Annotated in this window: 14 protein-coding genes; 6 read left to right on the top strand and 8 right to left on the bottom strand. The window is 40.1% G+C overall.

Annotated features, from left to right (window positions below):
• The first annotated feature begins 210 nt into the window (after positions 1-210).
• Positions 211-636 (top strand): cold-shock protein, encoded by a 426-nt coding sequence (locus B3H30_RS20710; protein ID WP_070565580.1) that lies wholly within the window; start codon positions 211-213, stop codon positions 634-636.
• A 305-nt stretch (positions 637-941) separates the two neighbouring features.
• Here B3H30_RS20710 and B3H30_RS20715 read toward each other — a convergent pair whose 3' ends face one another.
• Positions 942-1,805 carry a metallophosphoesterase gene (locus B3H30_RS20715; RefSeq protein WP_070565579.1) on the bottom strand — a complete coding sequence of 288 codons (864 nt, stop codon included), beginning with the start codon at positions 1,803-1,805 and terminating at the stop codon, positions 942-944.
• Positions 1,802-2,314, bottom strand: a complete 513-nt coding sequence (locus B3H30_RS20720; protein ID WP_070565577.1) for a GNAT family N-acetyltransferase — start codon at positions 2,312-2,314, stop codon at positions 1,802-1,804. The genes B3H30_RS20715 and B3H30_RS20720 overlap by 4 nt, the downstream gene beginning before the upstream one ends.
• 119 nt (positions 2,315-2,433) lie before the next feature.
• On the opposite strand from B3H30_RS20720, the gene B3H30_RS20725 reads away from it, so the two are divergent.
• Positions 2,434-2,913: an SRPBCC family protein gene (locus tag B3H30_RS20725; protein ID WP_070565575.1), complete on the top strand. Its 480-nt coding sequence runs from the start codon at positions 2,434-2,436 to the stop codon at positions 2,911-2,913.
• Positions 2,914-3,129: 216 nt separating this feature from the next.
• On the opposite strand, the gene B3H30_RS20730 is transcribed toward B3H30_RS20725, so the two are convergent.
• The 4 genes from B3H30_RS20730 to B3H30_RS20745 form a co-directional block, all read right to left on the bottom strand.
• The gene (locus B3H30_RS20730; protein WP_070565573.1) at positions 3,130-3,747 is read right to left on the bottom strand and encodes a hypothetical protein; all 618 of its coding nucleotides are present in this window, start codon (positions 3,745-3,747) and stop codon (positions 3,130-3,132) included.
• Positions 3,748-5,170: 1,423 nt separating this feature from the next.
• Positions 5,171-5,650: an RrF2 family transcriptional regulator gene (locus B3H30_RS20735; RefSeq protein ID WP_070565571.1), complete on the bottom strand. Its 480-nt coding sequence runs from the start codon at positions 5,648-5,650 to the stop codon at positions 5,171-5,173.
• Positions 5,651-5,749: 99 nt separating this feature from the next.
• A complete protein-coding gene (hmpA, locus tag B3H30_RS20740; RefSeq protein WP_236560227.1) occupies positions 5,750-6,952 on the bottom strand; it encodes an NO-inducible flavohemoprotein in 1,203 nt (400 codons plus the stop codon).
• 227 nt (positions 6,953-7,179) lie between these two features.
• Positions 7,180-8,019, bottom strand: coding sequence for a DUF4846 domain-containing protein (locus tag B3H30_RS20745; RefSeq protein WP_070565569.1), 840 nt, complete (start codon positions 8,017-8,019; stop codon positions 7,180-7,182).
• A 164-nt stretch (positions 8,020-8,183) separates the two neighbouring features.
• Between B3H30_RS20745 and B3H30_RS20750 the strand changes: the two genes are divergently transcribed.
• From B3H30_RS20750 to B3H30_RS20760, 3 genes are all read left to right on the top strand, one after another.
• Positions 8,184-11,606 carry a glycosyltransferase gene (locus tag B3H30_RS20750; RefSeq protein ID WP_070565568.1) on the top strand — a complete coding sequence of 1,141 codons (3,423 nt, stop codon included), beginning with the start codon at positions 8,184-8,186 and terminating at the stop codon, positions 11,604-11,606.
• 137 nt (positions 11,607-11,743) lie between these two features.
• Positions 11,744-13,252 (top strand): bifunctional ADP-dependent NAD(P)H-hydrate dehydratase/NAD(P)H-hydrate epimerase, encoded by a 1,509-nt coding sequence (locus B3H30_RS20755; RefSeq protein WP_070565566.1) that lies wholly within the window; start codon positions 11,744-11,746, stop codon positions 13,250-13,252.
• Positions 13,249-13,680, top strand: a complete 432-nt coding sequence (locus B3H30_RS20760; RefSeq protein WP_070565564.1) for a GNAT family N-acetyltransferase — start codon at positions 13,249-13,251, stop codon at positions 13,678-13,680. The genes B3H30_RS20755 and B3H30_RS20760 overlap by 4 nt, the downstream gene beginning before the upstream one ends.
• A gap of 41 nt (positions 13,681-13,721) precedes the next feature.
• Here B3H30_RS20760 and B3H30_RS20765 read toward each other — a convergent pair whose 3' ends face one another.
• Positions 13,722-14,312: a sugar O-acetyltransferase gene (locus B3H30_RS20765; RefSeq protein WP_070565562.1), complete on the bottom strand. Its 591-nt coding sequence runs from the start codon at positions 14,310-14,312 to the stop codon at positions 13,722-13,724.
• A gap of 338 nt (positions 14,313-14,650) precedes the next feature.
• Between B3H30_RS20765 and B3H30_RS20770 the strand changes: the two genes are divergently transcribed.
• A complete protein-coding gene (locus B3H30_RS20770) occupies positions 14,651-16,864 on the top strand; it encodes a glycosyltransferase family 4 protein (protein ID WP_070565698.1) in 2,214 nt (737 codons plus the stop codon).
• Here B3H30_RS20770 and B3H30_RS20775 read toward each other — a convergent pair.
• A complete protein-coding gene (locus tag B3H30_RS20775) occupies positions 16,836-18,320 on the bottom strand; it encodes a glycoside hydrolase family 130 protein (RefSeq protein ID WP_070565560.1) in 1,485 nt (494 codons plus the stop codon). The genes B3H30_RS20770 and B3H30_RS20775 overlap by 29 nt on opposite strands.
• Positions 18,321-18,443 lie beyond the last annotated feature (123 nt).

Here is an 18,443-nt window from a genome sequence, read left to right on the forward strand (position 1 = left end):
CTATTACCTATAGATCGAGCTTAAAATCAATAACGATGAACTCACGCTAAGTTGATATCAGCATGAATACAAACGCTTAATAGACATTTTCTGAAGAATTTTTCTTATCTTTGTAAATATCTCCTTAGTATACCTCGCATTTTTATCTTTTCAATGAAGCTCTAAAGGTCCGTAACCTCTTCGGGAACATTTTATTTTAATCCATATTGAATGAGCAAAAGCCAAATTACATTTAACAAAAAAGAACGAGAAAAAAAGAAGCTACTTAAAAAGCAACAAAAAAATGAGAAAAAAGAATTCAACAAAACAAACAATGACAAGGGAAAGTCATTAGAAGAATTGTTTGCCTATGTTGATGAATACGGAAATATCTCAGACAAACCGCCGGTAAAATTGAAAGAAGGTGAAACTCCGACATATAACGCTTCTCCTCAAGAAGACTATTCTTTTGGAAAGGTTGTTCATTATAATACCGAGTCCAATTACGGTTTTATTAGGGACAACGAAACGCAGCAATCAATATATTTCAATGATCGTCTCGTCGGTCAGAAATTAAACCTCAACCAAAAGGTGAAGTTTAAATTCAAAAGTGCAAAACAAGGTGCGCAAGTAACCGAGGTTTTGATTGAATATTAGCACGAAAGAAAACACTTGGCATGTCAGGTGTTGATCATAAGCTCCTTTGTTTGATATCATCGTGGTTGGCGTCAAACAAAGGTTTTTTTATGCTTTAAATTGACGGTTTTTGATTTATGTTCCGTCGAGATATTCCATTGTCGAATTTAAAAAGCTTTGTGCGTCAGCTTTTCATCGTTTCGGATTTTTGGAGTTCAAGCTATGCTGTTTTGGGTAGACAGCAAGGAATAGATCCTTTAGACGATTATAGGCAAACTATTTATACCGCATTTTATCCATACCTTCTTTAAAAGGTTGGATCGAACCTAATGGATTTCATTTTGTGATTCCTTTTTCAAGGTGAAAATTGTAACCTCGGGTCTGGCGTTGAATCTGATAGGAATACTGTGTCCCAGTCCTCGATTGATATATAATATTCTGTTTCCGCTTATTTTTTTTATTCCTTGATCATATTTTTTGTTTCGTACAGGTATGATCGGGGAGCCCCAAAATGGAATTCGTATCTGACCCGCGTGCGTATGTCCTGCCAGAATCCAGCCAGTGTAACCATTCCAGACATTGAGGTCTGCGGCATCTGGATTATGGCATAAGACCAAACTGGCTTGCGATTGGTTATACTCCTTCATAGCTTTGATAGGGTTAAAATTCGTTCCCCAAAGGTCATCTATGCCGAATATTCTTAACCCATGAATTGTTACACTTTCATTTCTCAATACGCTGATGTTATATCCTTTGAGTAGGCTCACGATTGAGTCTGCTGCAGCACTGTCCCTAAAATTCGTTCCATAATCATGATTTCCTAGGATCGCCAATGTCTGAAGTTTGCCTTTTGGTGCAACTTGCATGACTTTATCAAGCTCAGCTAAGGGTATTTTATGATTAACGAGCCGTACAAAATCGCCGGTGTACACAATGATATCCGGTTTTAATGCTGCGATTTCTCGGAAGGTTCTTTTTATAAAATCTTTATCCACATAGTTTCCGATGTGGATGTCAGAAATCTGGACCAATGATTTTCCGTTCAATACCTCGGGTAAATGTTTTATAGGTAGATCGATCTGTTCATATTTTACCCAATGCGGCTCGATTTTCCAGCTATAAAAACCGATCAATGTACCCATAATAAGTAAGTATAGGGTGATATGCTTTAATTTTCGCTTGTTTTTCATCGCGCTAAATTAGCTTTCCATGTTGATTTATTGATTTGCATATTGAGGCTTTTCCAGGTTTCATCTCCAATTGCTACTGTTGAAATAATATTTTCGTTGATCCGGAAGCCTACGGTTTCATAGCACCGAATTGCATTGTAGTTCCAGTCATAAACGTTTAGATCAGCTATATCATAGTTTCCTTCGATGAAAAGTAGTTTTAGCAGTGCATTTATGGTGCTTTTGCCATAGCCTTTATTTCGTTCGGAACTTTTTGCAATCAAAATGCGGCAGAGTCTTGGGATGTCTCGTTCGAAGTTTAATTCACAGTGACCAATAGTTTCTGTGGTTGTTGTATCTGTTATTTTAAAAGCGCGGCGCTTTGGGTTTTGTATATATTGTTCAAGTTGCTGATCGCTAAGAGGAAACGAAAAATAAGGTCCTGCAAATTGCAATAGTTCCTCTGCTGATCCAATCCAGGATTTAAAAAGGGGGAAATCTGATCTTTCGAATGGAAGGAGTGTTATCATGCTTATTGTCTATGTTGCTGTTTGGATAGAATACACTCAATTTATAAAATTCTAATGCTGAATCCTAAAGAAGTTACCGAATTTTACGAAATTCGTGTGAAAATTTTTAAGCGTATATTATGCCGCAGCTTATTTTAGATACAGTTATAGAGGCTCCTTTGCCTGTTGTTTTTGACCTGGCGCGTAGTATTGATTTGCATATGTATTCGACAAAGAAAACAAGGGAGAAAGCGATTGATGGAGTGACGACGGGTTTGATCGAAGCAGGACAAAAGGTTCGGTGGCTCGCAAGACATCTCGGCATTACGCAAACATTGACCGTGCAGATAACGGCGATGGAAAAGCCTCATTTTTTTGAAGATCAAATGACCCAGGGGGTATTTCATACCATGGATCACAAGCACATTTTCAAGCAACTTGAAAATGGAAAAGTAGTCATGCGTGATATATTTAATTTCAAGGCGCCGCTCGGAGTTTTGGGGAGATTTGCAGAATGGCTTTTTTTAACGCGCTATATGCGATGCTTTCTCGAGGAGCGCAATCAAGTGATCAAAGAAGTTGCGGAATCAGGAAAATATGGCTCGTATATTCAAGAGTAGCTTTGTTGGAAAAAGAATAAAGGATTGATAGGCTCAGCTTAGGCGTCCTTAACAACCGTATGAATGTTCTTCGCTAGAAGGTTATAGATTTGTTCGTATCGTGTGTTTAGTGAGAAGGTCATCGATTCGCTGTTGGCTGGATTAAAATCCGATATTGACTTTGAGGTAGCATTGCTTCTTTGTACTTTTTTCGACAGTATCCGTAAAACCTTTTTATTAATGATTTCTTGCTAAAATAACCAAATCCGGTTTTTTCTTCCAAAGCTCTTCCTGTAAAAACTCAAAAGCTCCTTTTTGATTCATGGTAACCTGATGAATTTTTTTGAATTCATTGTAGAAATAGATACGATAGCTGTTAGGTCCCCGGTAATTTCTGATAATTTTTGTTTCAATACGATGGATTTGATGAATAGCGATCCGTTTGTTTCCGATCAACGGAAAGAATAAAATCTCATTTTCACAAAAAAGATAAGGAGCGGCAACGGCAAAAAAGTGCATGAGTCGTCTATTGTACTCCTGGTAGACTGCTATATCATGATCGTTTAGTCGCTGTAGCGCATTGATGAATTTTTGATTTTTAATGTAAGCCATCCAGCACAATATACCGAACGCAAAACCTAAATAAATAAAAAGAACAGATATGGTAGGGAGTGACTTATAGAAAAACGAGAGCTTATCTTCACTGGCTGACCATTTCGAAAAAAAGGCAAATAAGAAAAAACCGTAACAAAAAGCAAACATAACCAAGAAAATTCCAATAATGACATTACGGGCTTTCTTCATCTTTATCCGTTCTGCTTTTAAGAATGATCTCACTAAGGTGTCTTTATTCATGGTCTTTTTGAAAAATTTAAAGATAATAAAAGCGTTTGTTATGTTCTTTCCGAATTTGATTTTAACGGTCTAGGGTAGTTTTTTTATGATGTATAGCTTTATATAATCCATTTTACTTATTTATTTTAAAGGTTTTTATTCTCATTTTTTTTATGAATTTGCGACCCTTCAACTCCTGAAGTTTTTTACTGGGTCCATAAAGTTCTAGCGCAGATAAGATGTTGTTTGAGTCGTTTTAAGCCCCACTGTGCTCTTCTTTTTTTGTAGAGGTGAATGTGGTGTTTTGCAGAAAGTTGTTATCTTAAATCGATTAAGAGGGGGGTAGAATTGGATAGCATGACTCAGAATGGTGATATAGAAATAGAGTGTCCCGTCGACTGCAAGTCAAGTACTCCTCATGGGTACTTCGGCAGCTGTGTTTTTAAGGTTTACCCATAGTTAGGCGGGAAAGATGTTATTATCCGTTTTAAGCGATTTTGTAAAGATTATATGTATTTGGTTGGTTATGGATAGATATTCTCTTATATCGCATAAAAAGCTTGTTATATCGCGTGTTTGCTTGCGTTCATGAGACGGGGTGCGCAAGTGGGGCTTACGCTGGTCAATTGAACCCTGCTCAGGCGCCCATTTGTTTCGAGGCCTTTTTTGTCTGCGGTTATCATTGACATATGTCTTGTCGCACATGTTATTTTTAGCCTGCATAAATCAAGCGCGAAGATACAACGATATTTACCTGTTTGACTTTTGTGTAAACCGGGGCTGTATGGTTCTTCACATTGTGGCTGTACTTGAGTAAGAAAAAGGTGTGGATAAAATTTTATCCACACCTTTTTTTATTTAAAATAGCCCGTTAATGGTGTTATTTAATGTTATTTTTTTTGTTTATATAAATTACATAATTTATTGTTAATTAGAGTTTATAATGCTATTATTTTTAATAGTATGATTCTTCCAGTAAAATACGAAAAGATGGTGTTGTAGTCAGAGAATAATCCTCATTTTTTAAATTTAACCCAAAGGAAAGCTATGCAAAGAGGGCAATTATTGCCCAGTGATCGGTTAAATAGATGCCTGATTGCTGCGCTCAATAGGACTGTTTAATTAGGAAATGAGCATTATTTACAACAGGTTATATCGAGGCGGTCGAGCCTCTGCCAGATCGGTTTTCCTATAAGCGTAGTTTCACCCTAAAAGGTCGAATTTAGGGCGATTTTAGGTCTTCTGTGGAAACAAATGTTAAGATGTCTAAAATTCTTTTTTTTACATTTTTATTTTTTTTTATAAACCTATCTTTCAGGTGTTTATTGTGTGTTATATGGATTTAATATTTATATATTGAAAAATGGAATTTATGCGCACTTCTTTACTTTTTGTAAAGGGGCACAGCTGGAAAATAGCAGGAAGAAGCGGAAGATTTGGCCTATTAATCTGAGGAATTTGTCCTGGTTTTATCGGGTTCGATATGGCTTTTCGTTAATAGGATTTTTCCCTTGATAAGATCATCATTGAATTGGCCGACTGTTGTTTTTTGAAGCATTTCTGAAAGGTTATTGCGTATGCTTTTGAACTCATGATGCAAGGGACAGGGATATTGTTCGGAGCAGAATTCAAGCCCCATGCCGCAGCCGACAAATAGACTTTCACCGTCGATTGCTTTAACGACCTCGGATAGTGGTGTGGACATATCTCCGCTGTCGAGGTAAAACCCCCCGCCAGGTCCCTTCATGGATCGAATGATACCTGCTCGGCTTAGATTCTGTAGTATCTTGCCTAGAAAAGCCTCTGGAGAATGGATACTCTCTGCTATTTCTTTTATGCTCACGCGTTTATTTTCTTGGGAGCTTTGTGCAATAAAAAAAACTGCCCTTAGTCCATATTCACATGTTTTAGAAAAAATACCCATAATCTCTTTTTTGCTTTTTGCAAATGTACAAAATCAAAAATAGCCATCCGCAACGATTAAAAATTAGGGATGACTATTTCATGAAATAGGGCAGTGCAATTAATTTAGTTGCAAAGATGCCGGACCAAATTCTTCAAAATGAATGTTCTCAGCGTTGATGCCCTGATGGGTTAAATATTGGAAGTGCTTTTTGATAAATCCTGCAGGGCCACACAGGTAATAGTTTGCCTCCTGTGGAAGATAAGAAGCATCTATTTTAGCGAGATCAACCCAACCCTCAAGAGCGTCAGTGTCCATACCCTGCGCTTCGTCATAGAAAGAAAAGCTAGTCATGTTTTGATGTTGGCTCTCCAATGTTTTTACTCTTTCTTTAAACGCATGTAGATCAGGGTTGCGGCAACCATGGATCCAAGTGATCGGTTTGTCTTCTTTCTTGTCCGCTAGATGCTCTAACATGGCCATCAATGGGGTCTGACCAACGCCGCCACTGATAAATACATGTGGTTTGTCACTTTCGACCAATTGAAAGGAGCCTGTTGGTGCTGTGAGTTCCAGTTGTTTTCCAACCTCAACGTATTGATGTATATAATTACTCACCATACCCTCAGGTTTTCCTTCCGCGGCTTCTCTTTTTACCGAAATCCGGAGGTATTCGCCGTTACTCGCATCGGAAAGACTATATTGTCTGGGTTGATAAAGGTGTAATTCGGGAAGAAATACACGTACACTTACATACTGGCCTGCCTCGTGTTTTGGAAGTCTTCCTTGATCTGTTGGCTTGAGATAAATAGACTGAATCTCATCGGTCTCGGCTACCACTTTTATAATGGTGAATGGCTTCCAGCCCGTCCATCCGCCGTCGCTCTGGATCATCTGATTATACATATCCTTTTCGACTCCGACCATCAGATCTGCTAGCTGAAAATAGGCAACTTCCCAGGCTTCAATCAGTTCTTCTGTGGCAGCAGCCCCCAATACTTCCTGAATGGACGCCAATAAATGCTTCCCAACAATCTGATAATGCTCCGGACGAATATTGAGGCTACTGTGTTTTTGTCCGATATGTTTCACTGCCGAAAGAAGGACTGCTGGATTCTCAATATGCTCCGCATAGGCTAATACTGCTGTAGCCAAAGCCGTTTGTTGTCGCGCATTTTGTTGGTTTCCCATATTGAAGACATGTTTAAGCTCCGGATTGTGGTCAAACATACGTTTATAAAAATAACTGGTCAGCGCTACACCATGTTCGTTTAAAACCGGTACAGTACCTTTGATTAACTCTTTTTGTGCTTCAGTAATCATAATAAAATATTTAAATACCTTTTTATCTTTTATTTGATCAGAATAAAAAATGAAAAAATCCACTCGCTGCGAGGAATCTTATAACCTTGATAGGGTTCATTTGCAAATGACTATCGTTTACAAAAATAGAGAATTATAATAAAAGACAAAAATATCTTTTATTATTTTTTACTGCTTGTACGGACAATCATCCGGTCGATTTTAACGGCAGTCTTGTTCACAGTGGACTACTCCCAGGTTTTAAGGTTTTTAGGATAAAATGTCCATTCAGGGGTTTTTATAATATCTTGGTCAATATCGTACCAAGGACTAAGCTTGCTGTTGTTCCAATTGTTTAAAATTTGTATTTCTTGGGCTGGCATGTAGCTTTGTGCGAGTAGTACAATTGTTTTTCCAGTGCTGTCCTTGGCCAGATCAACTACAATGATTGCATGGCCAATAGGAGATCCTTTTTGGATAAAAGTATCTCCAATCTTAACTTCTTGAGTCGTTTTTACACGGGGCAGCTCATCATGTAGTGAAGCCGTATTTGCATAGGCAAAAATATATTCCAAATATTTCCAATAGGTTGGGTAGGCGTAATCTCCTTTTGCGTAGTTTGTAAATGTACGGGGTTTACCGTCTGAAAGGAAGTTGAATTTGATATCCTTGTACCGCTTTTGTTGGTATAAGTAATCTGCCCTGAGTCGCATGACAGCATCCGCGCATTGGTGTAAATCGCGCTTTCCGATGTCCAGCTTTACAACACTGTTGTAGATGTTATTTCTAGGTTTAATTTTTCCATTGTAATAATGTACCTCCCTGTCGATGGGGTACAATGGAAGATTTTCAAGGAAATTTCCAAATTCTTCAGTCCGGTAGTTTGCTCTTTTAAAGCCTTCCGGCAATAAAATGCGTGATTTGACCGTCATCCCAGCGGGGTTAATAAACTGGCTTCCGTCCGTTCTCGCTAGATCCGCAGCGACCGAGTCGAGCACTTGGGCTTTTGGTGAAGCCACATTCGGTTGTCCACAGCCAATGAAAACCTGACACGAGAGGAGTGGAATGAGTACATGTATGGATCTCATATAAAATTTTCTGAACTAGTGTATTGCGTTTATCGAATATACTTAAATCTAGATATAATTCGAAACATAAATCATTTGAGAAAATTAAGAAATTTTTAAGCTACTCATCCGCTTTTTGGATCATTTTCTGATGTAGCTTAGCCGAAGTTAAAAAGAATACGATTATGTCAGGAAAACAGATTTTTCAGACGTCAAGCAAAAAGCGCTGGTACGCTTTTTCATGGATGAGCAGCGCATTGGTAATAGGTTTGATCATTGGTGTGATATGTGTGGTTTATACATTGGGAAAGATTCAGATTCCTCCTTTTCCAACAATTAATACCAACACAGCATTGACCGAAAAGTCCACCGCCAGATTAAAAAAATCCAAACAATTCAAGGAGTTTACCATTGTAAAATCCGAATTGGAGAAGATTAAACGTGACCGTGAGCTGAAGCATTTGAAACATATTGGTACCAAAGACAGGATCAATATGGGCTTTTATGTCAGTTCTTGGTCTAATGAAGTTCGTGAACAGTCTTTATCTGATTTACGCCGAAATATAGGTCATTTGGATATGGTCGCCATGGAGTCCTTTTTTACGGTACCTAATCAAGATACCGTGGTCGATAAAGCAGATACTGCTGCGCTTAAGGTGATCCATCAATATAAGCGTAAAGCAATTGCGCAGATTTCCAATTTCAGTGGTAACGATTTTGATGGGCAGACTGTAAAGGCTATTTTGCTTAATCCGGATAAACAACAACGTTTTATAGACGACATCCTTCTTAAAGTGAAGCGTAATGGTTTTGCAGGCATAAATATCGACTTTGAGAATTTACAGTTGGATGACCACCAGCCATTAAACGATTTTATGGCGCATATCTATACCGTATTTCATACGGAGGGCCTGCTTGTCACGCAAGATATCTCGCCTGAAAATGATGATTACGATCCCATTTCCTTACAAAAATATAACGATTATATTATTTTGATGGCTTATGATCAGCATTCCATTGAAAGTAATGCTGGGGCCATTTCACATCAGGCATGGGTTGAAAAGAACCTGGATGAACTTTGCAATAAGATCGATGCAGACAAAGTGATTTTGGCTTTGGCATGTTATGGATATGACTGGCCGAAAGATCGGGTGGGCAAAACGTTGACGTATGATAACGCCGTTATCTTGGCGCATAATTACAATGCTAAGATTACTTTTGATCCCCAATCTTCCAATCTCAACTTCAGCTATACAGATGGTGCGGGGATGCGCCATGATGTCTATTTCACCGATGCCGCAACTTATTTCAATCTCATCCGCAAAGCCGATGACTGGGGCCTTGCAGGCATTGCTCTTTGGCGTTTGGGAAGTGAAGACGCTCGTTTATGGTCGTTTATTTCCAGATCATTGAATCAAGAAAATTTGAAAAAAGAGCCTTTTGACTTTCGGAAAATAAGTCAGATCAATGTGGGAGGGATTCAATATATTGGCGATGGGGAAATTTTGGATTTGGTCAATAGCCCGGCTCCTGGGGAAGTTAAATTTACTTACGATCCATCGACGCTAATGATTCAGGACCAAGTGTATGTAAAAACACCGAGTAATTACGTTATTAAGCGCTTTGGAGAAAGAGACAAGACGGTGGTGCTCACATTCGATGATGGGCCTGATCCGACATATACGCCACAAGTATTGGACATCTTAAAAAAAGAACGTGTTCCGGGAGCTTTCTTTCTTGTGGGTGTGATGGCTGAGAAAAATATGGATCTGGTCCGTCGCGAATACCAGGAGGGACATGAAATCGGTAACCATACTTTTTTTCACCCCGATATGTCCACAATAGGGCCAAATCGTGTTAAGTTCGAGTTGAACGCCACCCGAAAGATCATTGAATGTATAACCGGTCATAGTACAATTCTTTTCAGAGCTCCTTTTAATGCGGATGCCGAACCACAGACGGTGGCCGAAATTCTGCCCGTGGCCCAGAGCCGTAAAGAGAACTATATCAATATTGGCGAATACATCGATCCCAACGATTGGTTACCTGGCCGTACAGCAGATGAAGTCTATAATGAAGTCATCAAACGACGCGATAACGGGAATATTATCCTATTACATGATGCTGGAGGCAATCGAGAAGCGACCATAGCCGCCTTGCCACGTATTATTCATTATTTTAAATCGCATGGATATAAATTTGCAACGATTGGTGATTTAATGGGCAAAAAACGAGATGAATTGATGCCACCTGTTGAAAATGCTTCCGATTCGGGATTTAGTGGATCTTCCAACCGCTTGTTCTTAGGAACATTGTTTTATGGTAACATCTTTTTGAATCTGGTTTTTTCCATTGCCATTGTATTGGCAATTTTTAGAACAGCAATGATTGCTTATTTGGCAATCCGGCAAAAACAAAAAAGTAAAAAAGAGCAATCTCAATTGGTTGTGGATCGTCGGGAGAAGGTAAGTGTGATCATTCCGGCCTATAATGAGGAAATAACCGTGTTGGCAACTATAAAAAGCCTGTTGAATTTGGATTACCCCAATTATGAGTTGATTTTCGTTGATGATGGATCGAAAGATAAAACTTTTGAGATGGTCAGTAAGGTGTATGGCGATCATCCTAAAGTCAGGTTATTTACAAAACCAAACGGAGGGAAAGCATCTGCGCTTAACTATGGTATCGAGCAATCCGATGCTCAGTTTGTGCTCTGTATCGATGCCGATACTCAACTGAAGACAGATGCGCTAAAGCAGTTGATGAAATATTTTAACAAATCTCAAGTCGCTGCTGTCGCAGGAAGTGTTAAAGTAGGAAATGTCCATAATATATTGACACATTGGCAATCGATCGAGTATATTACTTCACAGAATATGGATAGGAGAGCTTTCGATTTGCTCAACATGATATCGGTCGTACCAGGGGCAATTGGCGCCTTTCGTAGATCTGTTATTTTGGAAGTGGGTGGATTTACAACGGATACATTAGCGGAAGATTGTGATTTAACCATGCGTATATTAAGAGCGGGTTATACCGTGCGAAATTCATCTGAAGCAATCGCTTATACGGAAGCACCAGATACGGTAAAAATGCTCTTCAAGCAGCGTTTCCGTTGGAGCTTTGGTGTGTTGCAGAGTTTTTGGAAAAATAAACAAACCCTGTTAAATCCCAAATACGGCTATTTTGGTATGGTCGGAATGCCTAATATTCTGATTTTTCAGATTATACTTCCTTTATTTGCGCCCTTGGCCGATATTTTTATGTTATTCTCTCTGGTGAGCGGTCTTTTCTCCCTAAGCGAGGTAAATGGTATCAGCTGGACAGGAATTGCAGGATTATTTTCACTGCATAATGGTTTTGGTCAAGTGATGTTTTATTACTTCCTTTTTGTATTCGTGGATATGTTCTTTGCAGGCATTGCCTTTAAAATGGAAGGCGAGAAGCTTAGCAATTTAATTTATTTGTTTCCGCAGCGTTTTTTCTGGCGTCAACTGATGTATTTCGTTTTATTCAAGTCTGTCAGAAAAGCGATTAAAGGTGAATTAAATACTTGGGGTACCTTGAAACGGACAGGCGGGGTGAAAGAGGTAACAACAAGTGCATAGAAATTGTGACTTACACGAGTTAGGCGGTAGCATCCTTCTTGGTATCCTACTTTAGGATTGCTATCGCCTACCAAAAAGTATACAGAGATTTTTAATTGAGCTTGAGAATAGGTACTTTCAATAAAAATAGAAACGACATGAAGATACTTTCCGCTCAGCAGATAAACGGGATTGATAGTGAAACCTTAAAGGATCAGAAAATTAGTAGTCTTGACCTGATGGAACGAGCTGCAACAGTTGTTTTTGAGGAAATTAAAAAGCTTCATTCACGATTGGAGCAAAGTACCTTTTATATTTTTTGTGGTAAGGGAAACAACGGCGGCGATGGTTTGGTGCTGGCGGGTCTGTTGGATCAACAACAGGCCCAAGTCAAGGTTTATTTAGTGGATGTTAAGGATTACTCCGTAGATAATCTTACCAATCAAAAGCGTTTACCCAATCATATGATTCAAAAAATTGCAGCGGAAGACCAGATTGATATTCCTTCCGATGCAATCGTACTGGATTGCTTGTTTGGATATGGATTAAAGCGGGCACTGACAGCTGACTGGAATGGTATAATTTCCAGTATAAATGGATGTGGTGCAACAATCTATTCGATCGATATGCCTTCTGGGCTGCTGGCTGATGAAAAGACAGCTAAAGATGTTCCCATTGTAAAGGCAGATATGGTATATACCTTTCAGTTTCCAAAGATAGCCTTGCTAATACCCGAAAACCAATGGTATGTAAAAGACTTCAAGGTATTGGATATCGGTCTTAGCCAACGTGCAATTGAATTGGCAGAAACCAATCTGTTTTATGTCGACGAGTCCTTCCTTAGGTCCTTTTATCGACAACGAAGGAGATTTGATCATAAGGGAACATTTGGTCATACCCTGATTATTGGCGGAAGTAAAGGTAAAATGGGGGCTGTTCAGCTTGCGCTAAAAGCGGCTCTTCGAGCGGGTTGCGGTTTAGCCTCAGCTTATGTACCTAACTGCGGTAATACTATTTTACAGACTGCCGTGCCCGAAGCGATGGTGATGACTGATCTCCAACAAGATTTCATTAGTCAATTCCCCTTATTGACAGGTTATCAGTCAGTGGGTATCGGAATCGGGATGGGAACAGCATCCCATACAATTGATGCGTTAAAGGTATTTATAACTCAGGTTAATGATACCCCTTTGGTATTAGATGCTGATGCTTTAAATATTCTTGCCCGCGAACCAGATCTTTGGGCCTCTGTTCCAGCGCACAGTATATTAACACCCCATCCCAAAGAACTTAGCCGGATATTGGGTGCTTGGCAAGATGATTTCGAAAAGATTGAGAAAGTGAAAGCTTTTGCGCGTAAACATCAGTTGTACCTGTTAATAAAAGGGGCAAATAGTGCAATGGTTATGCCTGATGGGCTCGTTTACTTCAATAGTACAGGCAACGTGGGCATGGCAACAGGAGGCAGTGGCGATATACTGACAGGGATTATTACCTCCTTGCTTGGACAGGGCTATTCTTCTAAAGAAGCTTTAATTATGGGGGTATATATCCATGGGCGCGCGGCAGATATTGCAGTTAAGACGATTGGTGCCTATTCCTTATTACCTTCGGATACCATTAATCATCTTTCCGACGCATTTATCTCATTAGAAAAAGGATTATGATAGATTGGTACATTGAACAAGTTTTTGCCGCCCGGACCTGGAAACTTCGAAAAGAGGTTTTCGCTCTGGAAGGTAAGTTGGCCGAGGTGATGTTGGAGGGCGATTTTGAAGCGACGCATTTTGCCGCCTACGACGGAAACGAAGTAGTAGGCGTGCTGAGCCTGATTAGTTCAGGTGATACTTATACAATCCATTTCCTCGCTGTTGCTCCACATGTAAGACTGAAAGGTGTAGGCACAGCATTATTGAAACATGCGCGACTATTTATCGATACGTTCGGTGGTAAAATGCTCCAAGCCGAAGCGCCCTCTGCACAGCAGCATTTTTGGGAAAGTAATGGTTTTGTTCCTATAAAACAAAAGGAGGAGCTCATGATCACGTATTCATTACCGCCAACCAATGATCTCATGCCCGACAATGAGCCATGAGGTAGGTTATGGCTGCACACCGGTGCTGCTCCTTGTGATCCTTACGGATTTTCAGCATAGGTGATCCGATCCGCTTCGGTAATGTTACGTATAACCCGGCACGGATTACCTGCAGCTACGACGTCTGCTGGAATATCTTTTGTGACGACTGATCCAGAACCAATGACCGAATTTTTTCCGATTCGCACGCCGGGATTGACGACAACCTGTCCACCGATCCATACATTATCTTCGATTACGATAGGCAACGCAAACTCCCAACCTTGATTTCTTGCTTCAAAATGGAGGGGATGGCCGGCTGTGAAGAGGCTTACATTAGGACCAAATAATACATTATCACCTATGGTAACTGGTGCACCGTCTAATATTGTACAATTATAATTGCTGTAAAAGTTCTCACCAATAGCAATATTGTAACCATAATCGCAACGAAAAGGAGGTTCGAGAAAGAATCGAGTTCCCGTCGATTTAAAAAGTTTTTGAATAATCTGTTTTCTGAATTTCAGGTGTTTAGGCTCCGAATCGTTAAACCGTTTAAGTTCTTCTTTTGCGTATTGTCTTTCCTTAAATAATTGCCCCTCCGAATCGATATAGGGAAGGCCGGCAATCATTTTTTCCTTTGCTGATTTCATTCAATGCCCATTTTTCCGCAACAAACTTAGATAAATTGATTTTTAAATGCAATAGCAATCTACGCCTTGTGAATCTGGGTTATTGAGTTTTTTTTGCATAATCAATGGCCCTTGTTTTCAACTAAGCATAACCAATGGATACCCTGTTTCCATCAAATGGGCTGCGTTGCAGCGCCAAGTTTTGTAACAGGAGCTTATCTACACAAGGTGGTTTAGCACCTTCTTCCGATTTAATTCATTGCAGTTGTGACAAACAATTTTCCTTCGAAAAGCATTTAGATAATGGACACACGTATGCTACTGCCTTCGTCGTAGCTGTATTCAAAATTATTATTTCAATGAAGATCGCTTATATAAGTACTTACTTGCCCAAAGAATGTGGCATCGCCACTTTTACATCGGATTTGTTGCATGCTGTTGCGTTGCATAATCAGGAATTAACACAGCACGTTTATGCTGTCGCTGACCGGGACTATGATTATCCCAGTGAAGTTGTCTTTAAAATAGACCAGTATGATCAATTGTCCTATATTGAAGCAGCCAACTATATTAATGAACATGGCTATGACTGTGTGATATTGGAGCATGAATATGGCATCTTCGGTGGTAATAGTGGAATATATATCTTATCGTTGGTTAACGCATTGCATATTCCATTGTTAGTTAATTTTCATACCATTCTTGAGAAGCCGAATGTTGATGAAAAGGCTATTCTCATTGAAATTGTAAAAAGGGCTTCGATTGTAATCGTCATGAGTAATTATGCGGTTACTTTACTCAAATCCATTTATAGGGTCAATACCACGAAAGTTAGACTGATACACCATGGTGTGCCCGAGTTTACCTTGGAACATGAGCTTGCAAAGCTTAAAAAAGGTCTTTCTGGCAAGAAAGTGTTATTGACATTTGGTTTCCTGGGACGCAACAAGGGCATCGAAATGGTGATTGAATCCTTGCCTGAAGTCGTTAAAGATGAACCAGATCTGTTGTACCTGGTCGTTGGCAAAACACACCCTAATGTGTTGGCGCATTCGGGAGAGGAGTATCGGGAGTATCTAGGCAGTCTCGTGGAAGCTTATCAGTTGCAGGAGCACGTCCAATTTGTTAATTCCTTTGTGAGCCAGGCCGATCTGGTAGAGTATCTTTGTGCCTGTGACGTTTATGTCACCCCTTATGTTAATGAGGCGCAGATTACGAGTGGAACGTTATCTTACGCCATTGGTGCCGGAGCTGCGGTGGTCTCTACGCCTTACTGGCACGCCAAGGAACTGCTGGCTGATGGAAGGGGGGTATTGGTCGAATTTAAAAATTCAGCCAAGATGGCTGAAGCGCTTAAAAACTTGTTTTCAAATTTGGATTATCGTACCACCTTGCGGGACAATGCCAGTGCATTTGGAAAGGAGCTCACCTGGAAAAATATTGGCCTCCGGTATACACGGATTTTAAATAAAATCATACCTACCTACGACGGCCTTAAAGAAAACGCAGGATTTAGTAAAGATGAGATGCCTAAATTCAGCTGGAAGCATATCGATAGGTTGACCAATCAGGTGGGTATCTTACAGCACGCAACTTATTCTTTGCCCAATTATAAAGAAGGCTACTGTCTCGACGATAATGCGAGGGCACTTTTACTTGCTTTATTAGCCCAGGATGATTTTGCTGATAAGAAATTAGACCGCCGTATTTCCACCTACCTGAGTTATATTTATTATCATCAGCGCGAAGACGGTCTTTTTCATAATTTTATGGATTTCCAGCATAATTTCTTGGATGAAGTCGGTTCGGAGGATTCCTTTGGACGAACGATATGGGCCTTGGGGGTGCTTCTTCGTAAAACTAAATTAACCAGTTATTATCAATTGGGACACGAGTTATTTTTTAGAGCTGTGCCGAATTTCGGTCAGTTGCGCTCCAATCGGGCGATAGCGTATACTGTGCTGGGAATTGCCGAATATTTACATCATCAATCCAATGACGAGGTCATGATAGAGCTGATGCGGACGCTTATCGGCAAACTTGTGCGGGAATACGAAGCGAGTTCAGATGAACACTGGCAATGGTTTGAATCCGTATTGGCGTATGATAATGCAATATTACCTTATGCGTTTTTGACAGCATATCCTTTTTTAAATGATGAGACAATAAAACAATTGGGGCTAACGACATTAAAGTTTCTCGAAAGCATTACGATCCAAAATGGTGCGCTTTCGTTGGTTGGAAACCAGGAATGGGCCAAGCAGGGCAAGCATGTCAGCAAGTTTGGTCAGCAGCCGCTCGATGTTACAGCCATGGTATTTATGTATCGCGAAGCTTTTCGACTGACGAATAAAAAGGTTTATTTTACCCGAATGATAGCCTCATTCCGCTGGTTCTTGGGCGAGAATGATCTTAGACTCGGACTCTACGATGAGGAAACCAAAGGTTGCTGTGATGGACTGGAGGCTTATGGCATCAATAGAAACCAAGGGGCTGAAAGCACCCTCTGTTTCTATTTGGCCTATATTGTGGTTTCTCGTGCCTTTAATGATAGCGATCAGGATTCAAGATAGCCAGCAATAAGTCTTCAAGCTTGATGGTGGCATAAGTCGACTCATAATCAGACATTGCATACGGTAAAATGAGGTGTTCATTGTGGACCAGGGCACCGCAGGAATAAATGACGTTTGGTACATAGCCTTCCCGTTCTTCATCGTTTGGGGTCATCAATGGGCTATGTAGTCGTCCAATTTCAACATGGGGGTTGTCCAGGTCCAGAAGGGAGGCCCCCAAAACATACTCGCGCATCGGGCCCACGGCATGGGTCAGGATTAGCCAGCCATATTGAGTTTCAATCGGTGAGCCACAATTGCCGATCTGGACAAATTCGTAGGGATATTCAGGTTCTTGAATGCGGATTGCCGTTTCCTGCCATATGTTGATATTGTTGGAGTAAGCAATATAATTGTTTTCACCGTCAATTCGACAGAGCATGGCGTAGCGCCCATTTATTTTTCTTGGAAATAGTGCCGCACCTTTATTGGCAATTTCACCATAGATGGGTTTCACCTTAAAATGATAAAAATCTTTTGTGGTGAGCAGTTTAGGAAGGATACTAAATCCGTCGTAGGCTGTGTAGGTAGCATAATAGATGCTCTCATTCTTCTCAGTTTTGAACTGGACAAAACGGGCGTCTTCTATCCCTCTTTTTTCTGTGTCGGCGAGCGGAAATATCACGCGTTCCGAAATGGAAGTGTCCAATGAAAAAGTCATTTCATAATGCGAGGAAGCGAGCCAGAGCGCCTGTTGTAAAAATGTCACATTTTCAAGATTTTCTTCACTCTCCCGCCGCACTTCATCGATGTACCGCTTAAGTTCCTCATACGTAAATGTCTCCGTTAGCTTTTCCTCGAGTTTGGACTTAACTTCCGTTGGTTCCGCATGTAGCTCATTCATCTTCTTTAAGAAGGACTCCTTGTGATACCGGTGGTTTTTAACTTGCATGGGTTTATCCAATAGATTACCGATATAGTCGATATGGATATTATTGTCGACATCCAAGGTGCCCGAGCGAAAAACGATCGAAGAGACATGACCTTCTCCGGTGGCCCTGAAGCTTAAAATAACCCGTTTTTCACCTTTGAATAATTCGGTCTGATCCGGATGTTCGATAATGGAGGGATTAAATAACGCTGCCGATTCAATGGAATATTCCATGGTAAAGTAAGAGCCGATCAGCAACTTGTCGATATGACTTAGCTTCTCCTTTGAAAATGGAATCTTCTCCAAAAGGTGGCTTACCCGGTCAAAATTTCGTTCAAAGATATGGGCAATGCTACGATGTCTTTTCGTATAGCTTCGTAAAACCTGTCCAAAGACTTCTTTCCGTTCCGACTCATTAAGGGATAAAATGCGCCTGATAATTTTTATTGTACGGTCATCGCCAAGGAAAAAAAAACGTGCGAGAACTCTTTTCTTATCCGGTTTAAAGTAAATATCCTTTCGTTCAACTTGTACTGGTTTATGCATAATTTTATGTTCATGTTTACACATTTATTAGAACGATCAGCGATTGTCTTTTGTTTTATTCCCCGGCAATAATCAACGGATATCTGATAAAAATCGAGTAACTTTGACCAAGGAAAAATTTAA

The sequence above is a fragment of the Sphingobacterium sp. UBA7038 genome, assembly GCF_002494055.1.
GTDB classification, from domain to species: domain Bacteria; phylum Bacteroidota; class Bacteroidia; order Sphingobacteriales; family Sphingobacteriaceae; genus Sphingobacterium; species Sphingobacterium multivorum.